Here is a 13,635-nt window from a genome sequence, read left to right as displayed (position 1 = left end):
CCATCGAAGCAGCGCGCCTGCGATTCCGCCCGATCCTGATGACGTCCTTCGCGTTCATCATGGGCGTCATTCCGATGGCGATCTCCAGCGGTGCCGGCGCCAACTCGCGTCACGCCATCGGTACCGGCGTGATCGGCGGCATGCTGTTCGCCACCCTGCTCGGCCTGCTGATGATCCCGGTGTTCTTCGTGGTCGTGCGCCGCATGCTGGGCGACAAGCTGGATGAACCGTCGAAGGAGTTCCTCGGCCGCCAGCGTGATGCGGAATCCGCCCACCGCCCGGATCGTTGATCCGGCGGTGAGTTGAAACGAGAAAGGCCCCGGAGCGATCCGGGGCCTTTTTCTTTGCTGCTTTTGAATCCATGCCAACCAAGGTTGGCATCTACCAAAGCAGCGGCATGCCCGGTAGCCGCCAACCTTGGTTGGCGCTCTCCAAGGCAAGGTGTCAGCGCAGCAAGGCGGTCACCACGCACACTGCAACGATCACCAATGCGACCCACTGCATCGGCACGAAGAAGAAATGATGGGGCGCGGCCTCACCCTCCTGCCGGCGCGCGCGATTGAGCCACAGCCCCAGCAGCACGTTCGCGGCGGCGCCGACACCCGCCCCCAGCAGCACCTGCTGCAGCGGAATGTTGCCCTTGGGGCCGTCGTGCGGGAAGAAATACGCCAGCAACAGGATGCCTGCGATCGGCGTCACCAACGTCATGAAGCCCCAGCCGCGGTAGATCATGCGGTATCTCCAGAAAAACGATACGCATTAGAGCAGCAGGAATTCTGGGAGGCCAGAGGCAGGTACGCGATCCGGGCAGAACACCATCCACGCATGGCGTGGATCTACGGCCGCGCCGCCATTGCAGCGGCGCGGCCGTTGGTGATCAACGCAGCCCGGTCTCGTTGCGGGCGATCACCAGACGCTGGATCTCCGAGGTGCCTTCGTAGATCTCGGTGATCTTGGCATCACGGAAGTAACGCTCCAGCGGCATTTCCTTGGAATAGCCCATGCCGCCATGGATCTGCACCGCCTGGTGGGTGATCCACATCGCCGCTTCCGAAGCGGTCAGCTTGGCGATGGCGGCCTCGTTGCTGAAGCGCTTGCCCTCGCCCTTCACCCATGCTGCACGCAGGGTCAGCAGCAGCGCCGCGTCCAGCTTGCACTTCATGTCGGCGATCTTCGCCTGGGTCATCTGGAAGGTACCGATGGCCGCACCGAAGGCCTTGCGATCCTTCACGTACTCCAGGGTCGCTTCATAGGCGGCCCGCGCAATGCCGATCGCCTGCGAGGCGATGCCGATGCGGCCGGCGTCGAGCACGCCCATGGCGATCTTGAAGCCCTCGCCTTCCTGGCCCAGCACGTCTTCGGCCTGCGCCACGTAATCGTTGAACTCGATTTCGCAGGTGGCCGAGGCACGGATGCCCAGCTTCGGTTCGGTCTTGCCGCGGCCGAAACCGGCCTTGTCGGTGTCGATCATGAAGGCGGTGATGCCACGCGCGCCCTTGTCCGGCTCGCTCATCGCGAACAGCACGATGTACTTGGCCACCGGGCCGGAGGTGATCCAGCTCTTCTTGCCATTGATGACGTAGCTGCCATCGGCCTGTTTGATCGCACGGCAACGCATCGCGGTGGCATCCGAGCCCGACTGCGGCTCGGTCAGTGCGAATGCACCGATGGCCTCGCCCTCGGCGATGGCACGCACGTATTTCTGCTTCTGCGCTTCGCTGCCATGGGTCAGGATGCCGTTGCAGAACAACGAATTGTTGACCGACATGATGGTCGAATGCGCAGCATCACCGGCGGCGACCTCCACCATCGCCAGCACGTACGCGATCGGGTCCATGCCTGCGCCGCCATATTCGGCCGGCACTTCGATGCCCATCAGGCCGTTCTCGCCCAGCAGGCGGATGTTGTCCAGCGGGAACTCACCTGTACGGTCATGGTGCTCCGCACTCGGGGCGATTTTCTCCTGCGCGATGCGACGCGCCACGTCCTGCAGCATCAACTGCTCTTCGGTAAAGCTGAAATCCACAACACCCTCCCGGGTACATGATGTTATGGGCCGCGCAACGCGCGCCCAGGTGCCCCGATTGTACCGGGGCCGGGCATCGGCGGCTGACTCGCGGGGAGCTGCGGCTTGACCGGAAGGGGGGTGGTCGGCGAATATATCTCTATATCGCGATAGGTAGATATTTATGGATCTGGAAGACTGGTCGACTCGCCTGAAGGTGTTCGCCGATGCCACCCGTGTGCGCCTGCTGGCGCTGCTGGAGCAGGAAGAGCTGACCGTGGCCGAGCTTTCGGCCATCACCCGGCTGGCACAGCCGCGGGTATCGACTCATCTGGCGCGCCTGAAGGAAGCCGGCCTGGTGCGCGACCGCCGTGCGGGCGTGTCGGCCTATTACCGCTTCGACGACGGCCAGTTGGATCCGGCGCAACGTGCATTGTGGCATGCCCTGAGCAACGGAAGCGACGACCCGTTGCTGCGCCAGGATGCTGAACGGGTCGCTGCGGTGCTTGCCCACCGCGCTTCCGACCAGAACTGGGCCGACAGCGTGGCCGGCGACATGGAACGCCACTATTCCCCGGGCCGCACCTGGGAAGCGCTGGCGCGTACCGCGCTGCCGTTGCTGGAAACCGGCGACGTGCTGGATATCGCCTCCGGCGACGGTGTGCTGGCCGAACTGGTCGCCCCGCACGCCCGGCGCTACGTATGCATCGACACCAGCGCGCGTGTGGTGGCTGCCGCCAGCGAACGCCTGCGCCGCCTGCCCAATGTGGAAGTGCGCGAGGGCGACATGCATGCCCTGCCCTTCAAGGACCGCAGCTTCGACCTGGTCGTGCTGATGCACGCACTGACCTACGCCAGCAAGCCGGCGCAGGCCGTCACCGAGGCCGCACGCGTGCTGCGTCCGGGCGGTCGCCTGCTGCTGTGCAGCCTGGCCCGCCACGAGCACAAAGCTGCAGTCGACGCCTATGGCCACGTCAACCTCGGCTTCAGCGACAAGGAACTGAAGAAGTTCGTCGACAAGGCCGGCCTGCAGGTCTCCAATCTGGAAACGGTCACCCGCGAAAAGCGCCCGCCGCATTTCGAAGTGATTTCGCTGATCGCCAACAAGCCCTGAGGTCGACATGCCCGCCCTGCCCTGGCTGCACCCGGAACGCGTGGAATTGCTGCTCGCCGCCCTGCGTGATCGCATCCTGATCATCGACGGCGCGATGGGCACGATGATCCAGCGACACGGCCTGCAGGAAGACGATTACCGGGGCGAACGCTTCGCCGATGGCTACGACCACGCCCACGGCCCCGGCTGCGACCATGGCGGGACACCGGAAGGCCACGACCTGAAAGGCAACAACGATCTGTTGCTGCTGACCCGGCCAGAGGTCATTGCCGGCATCCACAGCGCATACCTGGAAGCCGGCGCAGACCTGGTGGAAACCAATACCTTCAACGCCACCTCGGTCAGCCAGGCCGACTACCACCTCGAACACCTGGTGTACGAGCTGAACAAGGCCGGCGCTGCCGTCGCCCGTGCCTGCTGTGATGCGGTGGCGGCGACCACGCCGGGCAAGCCGCGCTTCGTCATCGGCGTGCTCGGCCCGACCAGCCGCACCGCCTCGATCAGCCCGGACGTCAACGATCCCGGTTTCCGCAACACCAGTTTCGATGAGCTGCGCGGCACCTACCGCGAAGCCATCGATGGCCTGATCGATGGTGGCGCCGACACGATCATGGTCGAGACCATCTTCGACACGCTCAACGCCAAGGCCGCGCTGTACGCGATCGAGGAAGCCTTCGATGCGCGTGGCGCGCGGCTGCCGATCATGATTTCCGGCACCATCACCGATGCCTCCGGGCGCACCCTGTCCGGGCAGACCGCCGAGGCGTTCCAAGCGTCACTCGCGCATGCGCGGCCATTGTCGATCGGCCTGAACTGCGCGCTCGGCGCCGACGCCATGCGCCCGCATGTGGAAACCCTGTCGCAGGTGTCGGACTGCTACGTCAGCGCCCATCCCAATGCGGGCCTGCCCAATGCATTCGGTGAGTACGACGAAACACCCGAGGAAATGGCGGCCACCCTGCGTGGCTTTGCTGAAGATGGCCTGCTGAACCTGGTCGGCGGCTGCTGCGGCTCCACCCCGGACCACATCCGCGCGATCGCGCTTGCGGTAGCCGGGCTGCCGCCGCGCGCGCTGCCTGCCGTCCAGGTCCAGGTCCAGGCCGCATGAGCAGCACTGCCACCGCCATCCACTTTCCGCCCTGTTGCCGTTGAGCCGCTGCCTGCCATGACGCCTGTCCGCCCTACCCGCCTGTCCGGCCTGGAACCGCTGGTCATCACCCCGGACCTGCTGTTCGTCAATGTCGGTGAACGTACCAACGTCACCGGCAGTGCGCAGTTCCGCAAGCTGATCAAGGAAGGCCGCTACGAGGAAGCGGTGGACGTGGCCAGGCAACAGGTGGCCAGCGGCGCGCAGATCCTCGACGTCAACATGGACGAGGGCCTGATCGATTCTGAAGCGGCGATGACCCGCTACCTCAACCTGATCATGTCCGAGCCGGACATCGCGCGCATCCCGGTGATGGTCGACTCCTCCAAATGGAGTGTGATCGAGGCTGGCCTGAAGTGCCTGCAGGGCAAGAGCGTGGTCAATTCGATCTCGCTGAAGGAAGGCGAGGAGCTGTTCCGCGAGCATGCGCGCAAAGTACTGCGCTATGGCGCCGCCGCGGTGGTGATGGCCTTCGATGAGGCCGGGCAGGCCGACACCTGCGCGCGCAAGGTCGAAATCTGCACCCGCGCCTATCGCCTGCTGGTCGATGACATCGGCTTCCCGCCGCAGGACATCATCTTCGACCCGAACATCTTCGCCGTCGCCACCGGCATTGAAGAGCATGACAACTACGCGGTCGACTTCATCGAGGCCACCCGCATCATCAAGCAGACGCTGCCGCACTGCCATGTATCCGGCGGCGTATCGAACGTATCGTTCTCGTTCCGTGGCAACGAGACCGTGCGCCAGGCGATCCACTCGGTGTTCCTGTACCACGCGATCGCCGCGGGCATGGACATGGGCATCGTCAACGCCGGCGCCATGCCGATCTACGACGAACTGGAACCGGACCTGCGCGAGCGGGTGGAGGACGTGATCCTCAACCGCCGCCGTGATGCCACCGAGCGCCTGCTTGAAATCGCCGAACGCTACAAGGGCAGCAAGGGCGCGGCGAAGACCGAAGACCTGGCCTGGCGCGAGAAGCCGGTGGATGCACGGTTGGCGCATGCGCTGGTGCATGGCCTGGACGCCTGGGTCGAGGCCGATACCGAAGAAGCCCGGCAGCGCTCCAGCCGACCGCTGGACGTGATCGAAGGCCCGCTGATGGATGGCATGAACGTGGTCGGTGATCTGTTCGGTGCCGGCAAGATGTTCCTGCCGCAGGTGGTGAAGTCGGCACGGGTGATGAAGAAAGCAGTGGCTTACCTGCTGCCCTACATTGAAGCCGAAAAGGCACGCAGCGGCGACACCGCCCGCAGCAATGGTAGGATCATCATGGCCACGGTCAAGGGCGATGTGCACGACATCGGCAAGAACATCGTCGGCGTGGTCTTGGCCTGCAACAACTTCGAGGTGATCGATCTCGGTGTGATGGTACCGGCGCAGAAGATCCTCGATGCCGCACGCGAACACCAGGCCGACATCATCGGCCTGTCCGGCCTGATCACGCCGTCGCTGGAGGAAATGAGCCATGTCGCCCGTGAAATGCAGCGACAGGGCTTCGATCTGCCGCTGATGATCGGTGGCGCGACCACCTCGCGTGCGCACACTGCGTTGAAGATCGACCCGCATTACAAGGCGCCGACGATCTGGGTTAAGGATGCTTCACGCGCGGTGGGTGTGGCGCAGTCGCTGATCTCGCGTGAGCTGCGTGATGCGTTCGTCGCTGCCAACGAGGCGGACTACGCCGAGATCCGTACCCGCCATCGCAACCGCGGCGACGCCAAGCGCCTGGTCTCGCTGGAGCATGCACGCGGCCAGAAGTTCAAGTGCGACTGGGAGGCGTACACGCCACCCACACCGAAGCAGCCAGGCCTGCATGTATTCGATGACTACCCGCTGGCCGAGCTGGTGCCCTACATCGACTGGACGCCGTTTTTCCAGGCGTGGGAGCTGGCCGGCAAATACCCGGCGATCCTCACCGATGAGATCGTCGGCACCCAGGCCAGCGAGCTGTACCAGGACGCACGCGCGATGCTCGACCGCATCGTCAACGAGAAGTGGCTGCAGGCCAAGGCCGTGTTCGGCCTGTGGCCCGCCAACAGCATCGGCGACGACGTACGTGTGCAGCATCCCGATGGCGAGGCCACCCTGCACTTCCTGCGGCAACAGGTGGACAAGCCTGCCGAACGCCCGGATTTCTGCCTTGCCGATTTCATCGCCCCGGCCGACAGCGGCAAGCAGGACTGGATCGGCGCCTTCGCAGTCACCGCAGGCATCGGTATCGACGCGCACGTGGCCCGTTTCGAGGCCGACCACGACGACTACAACGCGATCCTGTTGAAGGCGCTCGCCGACCGCTTTGCCGAAGCACTGGCCGAACGCCTGCACCAGCGCGTACGCACCGGATTCTGGGGTTACGACCACGCCGAAACACTCGACAACGAAGCGCTGATCGACGAAAAATATCGTGGCATCCGCCCCGCGCCCGGTTACCCCGCCTGCCCCGAACACAGTGAAAAGCGCCGACTGTTCGACCTTCTGGGCGCGGAAACCAACGCCGATATGCAGCTGACCGAGAGCTTCGCGATGTTGCCGACCGCGGCGGTGTCGGGCTACTACTTCAGCCACCCGCAGAGCCAGTATTTCGTGGTCGGGCGGCTGGGGCGCGAGCAGGTAACTGACTACGCACGCCGCAAGGGTGTGGACCGCGCCCAGGCCGAACGCTGGCTGGCCTCGAATCTGGATTACGATCCGGAATGATCCGCTGACAGGATTGTCTTGGGGCTACCCCGCCCGCGAACGCTCCGGAAGGGCCGGGTCATGCCCGGTTTCACGGTTGCAGAAGCACCTGCCGCAGCGACGGCAACAGCATGCGATTGCCGTATGCGCTGAGGTGGTCGCCATCGAAGTACAGCGGCCTGCCCTCCCGCTGCGCCGGGCACTGGGTGGCATCGCACAGCACCGGCAATGGGTCCCACAGCACCGCACCGGGCAGGCCATCGACCACCTGTCGCAGGCTGCCCAGCATGGGCGCACGCAGGGTGTCCATGGCCACGCGGGTGCTGTCCATGCCATTTCGGCAGACCTCGTTGCGTGCATTGAAGCGGTCCGAACAGCGATAGGGCGGCGCCGGCAGCACCGGCTTGGGTGCTTCCAGCACAATTCGCACACCGCGCTCGGCCAACGGCTTCCACTGCGTGATCGACTCAGCCACTTCCGTCTCGCGTCCGGCGGCGGCTTCCGGCGTCAGTTCACCGGCCAGCTGCGCCTGCGCATCGAACAATACGAACTGGTCGGACAGGCGCGGGATCCGCAATGACACGAGCACCACCACATCACCGGGCTGCGCCCGCTGCGTGATGTCGGCCAGCACGGCCGCATCGAACGCAGCGCAGCCAGCGCCGGCGCCTCGCCACTTCTGCAGGCTGATCTGCGGGCAGCCGCCACGGCCATACAGCGATACCTGCGCCCCGGTATCCAGAGCCAGACGCTGCAGCAGTTCGATATAGGCCATGGCGTGCGAATCACCGGCGACGAATACCTGCGCCGGCACGCCTGCAACCACCGGTCGGCTGCATTGACCACGGGCGAAGGTGCGTGCACTGCCCCCTTCGAAACGGTGCTTGCCGACGTCCAGCGCGCAGTCCGGGTAGTCATGGGCCACGCTCTTGCCATTGGGGTACCAATCAGCCGGATGTCGACTCACCGTGCTCAACGAAAGCAACGGCGCCTGCGTGTAAAGCAGCATCTGCATGCCACCTGCAAGCAGCAGCACCACTACACCGGTGCCTACCCAGCGCGCGGACGTCAGGTGCTGCGCGAGCGGTCCACGGAACGGTCGCTCTACCCAGCGCCAAGACAGCCAGGACAACACCACCACCAGTGCGACGGCGGCCGCCATCTGCGCCGGCGTCTGCAGGCCAACGGTCCAGCGCATCAGCACGAACACCGGCCAATGCCATAGGTACAGCGAATAGGAAAGCAGGCCGATGCGGCGGATCGGCGAGCTGGCCAGAAGACGGCCGATCCACGCCTGCGGGTGATGATGGAGGGACCACAGCAGGCCGGCGGTGGCGAAGGCCGGCAGCAGGCCGTCTGGCCACGGCGAGTGGCCGGCGCGTGCGGACCACAGGGCCCACCCCAGCAGCGCCAGCGACAACGTCGCCAGCAGCGAGAACAATGGCGCACTGCGTTTTGCCAGTAGCCCCGTCAACGCAATGTGCGGCTCGCGCACATGAAGCAGCTGGAACAGCAGCACGCCCATGCCCAGCTGCCACAGACGGGTACTGGTGGCATAGAACGCCCAAGACGGCGGCGCCTCGCGCATGCCCAGCGCGGCGGCATGCAACAGCGACGCCACACTGACCAGTGCAAACAGGCCCAGGCTGATCCAGCGCCCGTGCCGGCCGCGCGCCCAGGCCAGGAACAGCAGCGGGAACAGCAGGTAAAACTGCTCTTCCACACCCAGCGACCAGGTATGGGTATACGGATTGAACTCGGCTCTGGGCGCGAAATAGTCGTTGCCGATGGCCGCCAGCACCCAGTTGCTGAAACCGAAGAAGGCCATCAAACCGGTCTTGTCGCTGGCCTCGCTGAGCCAGGATTCGGGGATGAACAACACGCTTGCCACGGCGGTCAGCAGCAGGCAGGTCAGCAGCGCCGGTGCGATGCGGCGGATGCGGCGCGCATAGAAGCGCAGCATCGATGCGCCCAGCGACAACGGCGGCAGGCGATGCACCGACGCACTGACCACAAACCCGGAGATGACGAAGAACACGTCCACGCCGGTGAATCCCCCTGGAAGCCATGACGGGTCCAGGTGGAACACGATGACGGCCAGCACGGCAATTGCGCGCAGGCCGTCGATATGCGGCACGTAGCCACGGCTTGGATCGGCGGTCATCCCTTCCCCCTCCCCCTGGCAGGGAGAGCGCCGGGGAAGTCACGCTGTTACCAGACCAGGTCGTCGGGCACCTGGTACTGCGGGTCGGCGTAGGGATCATCCTCGGCCGGCGCATTCGGGTCGACCTTCAACGCCACTGAAGCCGCAAACACCGCTTCAGACTGGGCCAGAACATCGGCTGTCACCAGCAGGTAGCGGCCGTTGAGCTGGACCACACCCAGTTCACCGGCGTTGAGTGCCTTGAGCTGCTCGGCAGTGACGTAGATGCGCTTGATCTTGCCGCCATACGGGAAGTGGCGCGCGATGTCGGCCGATTCGGCATTCAGACCCTTGTCCTTCAGCAGTTCTTCCAGCTTCACCTTGGCCTCGCGGCGCTGGCGTGCTTCTTCCTGCTTCAGGCGCTCGGTCTCGATACGCTCTTCTTTTTCGCGCTGGGCACGGATCGCGTAAGCCTTGGCCAGATCCATTTCCTCGGCGGTACGCGGCTTGCGCGGCCCCTGCCCGTGGCCCTGGCCACGCTGCTGGCCGGGCTTGCCCGGACCACCATTGCCATGCGCCCGCCGCTCGCCGGGCTTGTGTTCGCCCCTGCCAGCCTGCTGCGGCTTTCCATTGCCATTGCCACCCTTGCCCTGCGGGCGGCCATCACGGCGGGGGGCATCATTCTTGCGCTCGGGCTTGGGCGCGGGCTTGAAGCCCAGGCCCATCAGCTGGTCGCGGAGGGTATCGCTCATAGGATATGGATCAGTAGTGCGGCGGCGGCGGTTCGCTCGCCGGATCAGAAGAATTCAATGCATTGCGGACCTTGCCCAGGTCCTCCAGCAGCACGCGCAGGATGCCGGCATTGCGGCTGCCTTCCATACGCGCGTCTGCAAGTGCATCGCTCAGTTCGGCCAGCGCGTGTTCCTGGAAGGACACGCGCATCTCCAGCTCGACCAGGCGCGCTTCCAGCGCCTGCTCGCGTTCGGTCGGTACTTCAGACATGCAGCGAACGTCCCCGGCCTATGCCGTAATACGCAAGGCCAGCGGCCTCGACTTCGGCCGGCTCATACAGATTGCGGCCATCGAACACCACCGCATCCTTCAGCCGCTCGCGCAGCATCTGGAAATCGGGGCTGCGGAACTGCTTCCACTCGGTCACCACGACCAACGCATCGGCGCCCTGCAGCGCGTCGTCGGCGCTGTCACAGAACACCAGATCGTCGCGCTCGCCGAAGATCCGCTGCGATTCATGCATCGCCTCCGGATCGTAGGCGCGCACCGTCGCACCACCTTCCCACAACTGGGCCAGCAGGCGGCGGCTGGAGGCCTCGCGCATGTCGTCGGTATTCGGCTTGAACGCCAAGCCCCACACGGCAAACGTCCTGCCGCGCACGCCTTCGTCTTCGCCCTTGTCGTAGTGGCGCTGGATCAGGGCGAACAGGTGCCCCTTCTGCGATTCATTCACCGCCTCCACCGCGTTCAGCAGCTTCGGCTCCAGGCCGGCCTGCTGCGCGGTGCGGGCCAGTGCCTGCACATCCTTGGGGAAACACGAACCGCCGTAACCAGCACCCGGATAGATGAAGTGCCAGCCGATGCGCGGGTCCGAACCGATGCCCTGGCGGACCTGCTCGACGTCGGCTCCGACACGCTCGGCGATGTTGGCGATTTCATTCATGAACGAAATCTTGGTCGCCAGCATTGCATTGGCGGCGTACTTGGTCAGCTCGGCCGAACGCACGTCCATCTCCACCACGCGATCGTGGTTGCGATTGAACGGTGCGTACAGGCGACGCATCACGGCGACCGACTCGGCGCTGGTCGCACCGATGATGATGCGGTCAGGCCGCATGCAGTCGGCAACGGCATCGCCTTCCTTCAGGAATTCGGGGTTGGACACCACATCGAAGGCGATATCCGCGCCACGTGCTGCCAGTTCCTCGGCAATGGCCGCACGCACCTTGTCGGCGGTGCCTACCGGCACCGTCGACTTGTTGACCACCACGGTCGGCACCGAGATGTACCGGCCGATGGTGCGGGCCACTGCCAGCACGTACTGCAGGTCCGCGCTGCCATCCTCGTCCGGCGGCGTGCCCACGGCGATGAACACCACCTGGCCGTGGCCGATGGCGGTCGCCGCGTCGGTGGTGAACACCAGCCGCGACGCGGCATGGTTGGCCTTCACCATCGGCTCCAGGCCGGGCTCGTAGATCGGGATGATGCCCCGGTTGAGGCCATCCACCTTGGCCTGGTCGATATCGACACAGACCACCTGGTGGCCGACGTCGGCCAGGCAGGTGCCGGTCACCAGACCTACATAACCGGTACCAAAAATCGCAACGCGCATATCCGTGCTGACTCCGTGGTGGCTTACGGCAGAACGCCCAGCAACTCGACGTCGAAGGTCAGGGTGGCGTTCGGACCGATCGGACCACCCGGGGTGCCGTTCTCGCCGTACGCCAGTTCACCCGGGATCCAGAAGCGGTACTTCGAGCCGACCGGCATCAGGGCCACGCCCTCGGTCCAACCCTTGATGACCTGGTCCAGACCGAATTCGGCCGGACCACGACCTGCGGAACTGTCGAACACCGTGCCATTGAGCAGCTTGCCTTCGTAGTTCACGCGCACCTTGCTGGACGGCAACGGACGCTCGCCGCTGCCCGGGCGGATCACCTGGTACTGCAGGCCCGACGGGGTGGTCACCACGCCCGGCTGGGTCTTGTTCTTGGCCAGGAATGCGTTGCCTTCCTGACGGTTGGTCTGCGCAGCCTGTGCGGCCTTGGCCTGCATTTCGGCCTGCTTGGTGCCCATGAACGCCTGGATGGTGGCAGTGGCGTCAGCTTCGGTCATCTTCGGCTGGCCCTTGCTCAGACCAGTGTTGATCGCGTCAAACAGCGAGGCGGTATCGATATCGTCCTTCAGCTGTGCCAGCGACGGACCCACCGAATAGGCGCCGATCATCTGCGCGACCTTGACCCGGTCGACCTTTGCCGGCTGCGAGCCCGGCGCGACGCCCGGCACCTGCTGGCCGCTGCGGGCCATCACAACCTGGCGCAGGGCGGCATCGGTGGCCTTGGCCTGTTCCTGGGTGATCTGCGGCTGCAGGCCTTCGAAGGAACGTTCCACGGCGGTGCGCAGCGCGGCCGCATCGATTTCATCGGCGATCGGCGCGAACGACTTGGCCACATCCAGACCAATGGCGTAGCCGAGCTTCTGCTTGGGGGAATTCAAGGGTGCGGTCTCCTTGGCGGCCGAGGGAGCGGCCGGTTGTTGCGACAGGGCGACACCAGAGGTGCCCATCGCCAGAATCAGAACCGACGCCGCGGCGCCGCGCATTCCCATTTTCATTCGCTGCATTCCTGGAAGTGACTGGACGCCGACGTCGGCGCGAAAACACGTATTGTCGCACGCATGCCGTCGATGTCGAGGCATCCGTGCCGGCATTCAATGTACAGCCGGTGCCGCAAGCGCCTTGTCGATGGCCGCTTTCAGCTGCGGATCATCCGGGGTGACCTTGCTGGCGAACTGGGCAATGACCTGGCCATCGCGCCCGACCAGATACTTGTGGAAATTCCAGGCGGGCGCCACACCGGTGGCGGCGGTCAAGCGCTGATACAGCGGCGTGGCCTGCGCACCGGTCACGTGCACCTTTTCGAACATCGGGAACTTCACGCCATAAGTAAGCGTGCAGAAATCCTGGATCTGCTTCTCGTCACCGGGCTCCTGCCCCTTGAAATCGTTGGACGGGAAGCCGAGCACTGCAAATCCCTTGCCGGCGTACTGCTTCTGCAGCGCTTCCAGACCTTCGTACTGTGGGGTATAGCCGCACTTGCTTGCCGTATTGACCACCAGCAGCACCTGGCCGTGGTAACGCTGCTGCAGATTGACCTGCTGCTTGCCCGCCAGCGGCCGATACGACAGATCCAGCAGATCGGCGGCAAATGCGCCGGCCGACGTGGCCAGGCCTGCGGCCAGCAGGGTCAACAGGGACAGGCCGCGAAGGCGGCGGGAGGAGGCAGTCGACAAGGGCATGGGAGACGTTCCGCGGTAGCCGTTCCAGGGGTCCGGCCGTGGCCGGCCGGGAATCGGCCGAACTATAGCACCGGGGTCTGCACCCCTCTGGAGCACAGGCGCCGTTGCGCTTTGCACGGCGTGGCGGAAGTCGCTGGCAACGCGCCTGAGCCCTCGGTTGATGACATAGCATGGACATGGCTGAATGGGAGACTGGCCGAAAACGGCCCTCCGAACTTTCGTTTTCCCAATGAAAATCAAATAGTTGAATAATTATTTCGGTGCCATGACCACCCCTGCCATCAGTTGGGTGGGGGCAGGACTTGCACACAGGCGTGCCGGTGTTATAGTTGCATACAACACCAGTCACCTGAGACAGGGGGGAACCATGAACACCCGGATGCGTCGCAGCCTCACCGCCCCCGCGGTCACCGCGGTATCAACCCTGTTCGTCCTGGTCTGGTTGGCCATGCCGGCACCACCGGCCGCTTCCTCCCCCGCCCTCTCCGAAGACAGTACGCAGGATGCAGCAGTAC

The 13,635-nt window shown here is 64.9% G+C and carries 12 protein-coding genes; 4 read left to right on the top strand and 8 right to left on the bottom strand.

What is annotated here, in order from left to right:
* The coding region (locus tag DBR20_RS18800) for an efflux RND transporter permease subunit (protein WP_146187056.1) at window positions 1-290 on the top strand (290 nt) is incomplete at its 5' end.
* A gap of 154 nt (window positions 291-444) precedes the next feature.
* Here DBR20_RS18800 and DBR20_RS18795 read toward each other — a convergent pair.
* Both DBR20_RS18795 and DBR20_RS18790 read right to left on the bottom strand, forming a co-directional pair.
* Entirely contained in the window at window positions 445-732 is a 288-nt protein-coding gene (locus tag DBR20_RS18795; protein WP_108267620.1) for a hypothetical protein, read from the bottom strand.
* A 145-nt stretch (window positions 733-877) separates the two neighbouring features.
* A complete protein-coding gene (locus DBR20_RS18790) occupies window positions 878-2,026 on the bottom strand; it encodes an acyl-CoA dehydrogenase family protein (protein WP_108267618.1) in 1,149 nt (382 codons plus the stop codon).
* A 163-nt stretch (window positions 2,027-2,189) separates the two neighbouring features.
* Between DBR20_RS18790 and DBR20_RS18785 the strand changes: the two genes are divergently transcribed.
* From DBR20_RS18785 to metH, 3 genes are read left to right on the top strand one after another with little or no spacing between them, the layout of a single operon-like run.
* Window positions 2,190-3,119 carry a metalloregulator ArsR/SmtB family transcription factor gene (locus DBR20_RS18785; protein ID WP_108267616.1) on the top strand — a complete coding sequence of 310 codons (930 nt, stop codon included), beginning with the start codon at window positions 2,190-2,192 and terminating at the stop codon, window positions 3,117-3,119.
* A 7-nt stretch (window positions 3,120-3,126) separates the two neighbouring features.
* Window positions 3,127-4,227 carry a homocysteine S-methyltransferase family protein gene (locus tag DBR20_RS18780; RefSeq protein ID WP_108267614.1) on the top strand — a complete coding sequence of 367 codons (1,101 nt, stop codon included), beginning with the start codon at window positions 3,127-3,129 and terminating at the stop codon, window positions 4,225-4,227.
* A gap of 57 nt (window positions 4,228-4,284) precedes the next feature.
* Window positions 4,285-6,969, top strand: coding sequence for a methionine synthase (metH, locus tag DBR20_RS18775; RefSeq protein WP_108267612.1), 2,685 nt, complete (start codon window positions 4,285-4,287; stop codon window positions 6,967-6,969).
* Window positions 6,970-7,039: 70 nt separating this feature from the next.
* Here metH and DBR20_RS18770 read toward each other — a convergent pair whose 3' ends face one another.
* The 6 genes from DBR20_RS18770 to DBR20_RS18745 form a co-directional block, all read right to left on the bottom strand.
* Window positions 7,040-9,112: an acyltransferase family protein gene (locus DBR20_RS18770; RefSeq protein WP_108267610.1), complete on the bottom strand. Its 2,073-nt coding sequence runs from the start codon at window positions 9,110-9,112 to the stop codon at window positions 7,040-7,042.
* Between the two features lie 47 nt (window positions 9,113-9,159).
* Entirely contained in the window at window positions 9,160-9,843 is a 684-nt protein-coding gene (locus DBR20_RS18765; protein WP_108267608.1) for a DUF2058 family protein, read from the bottom strand.
* 10 nt (window positions 9,844-9,853) lie between these two features.
* A complete protein-coding gene (locus DBR20_RS18760) occupies window positions 9,854-10,093 on the bottom strand; it encodes a SlyX family protein (protein ID WP_025876828.1) in 240 nt (79 codons plus the stop codon).
* Window positions 10,086-11,435 (bottom strand): UDP-glucose/GDP-mannose dehydrogenase family protein, encoded by a 1,350-nt coding sequence (locus DBR20_RS18755; protein WP_025876827.1) that lies wholly within the window; start codon window positions 11,433-11,435, stop codon window positions 10,086-10,088. The genes DBR20_RS18760 and DBR20_RS18755 overlap by 8 nt, the downstream gene beginning before the upstream one ends.
* 23 nt (window positions 11,436-11,458) lie before the next feature.
* The gene (locus DBR20_RS18750) at window positions 11,459-12,436 is read right to left on the bottom strand and encodes an FKBP-type peptidyl-prolyl cis-trans isomerase (protein ID WP_099820787.1); all 978 of its coding nucleotides are present in this window, start codon (window positions 12,434-12,436) and stop codon (window positions 11,459-11,461) included.
* Between the two features lie 96 nt (window positions 12,437-12,532).
* Window positions 12,533-13,120: a glutathione peroxidase gene (locus tag DBR20_RS18745; protein WP_089236128.1), complete on the bottom strand. Its 588-nt coding sequence runs from the start codon at window positions 13,118-13,120 to the stop codon at window positions 12,533-12,535.
* Window positions 13,121-13,635: the final 515 nt, after the last annotated feature.

This window comes from Stenotrophomonas sp. HMWF023 (assembly GCF_003060985.1).
GTDB lineage: Bacteria > Pseudomonadota > Gammaproteobacteria > Xanthomonadales > Xanthomonadaceae > Stenotrophomonas > Stenotrophomonas lactitubi.
The sequence above is the reverse complement of the archived record's forward strand: the minus strand, read 5'-3'. Positions and strand labels throughout refer to the sequence as shown.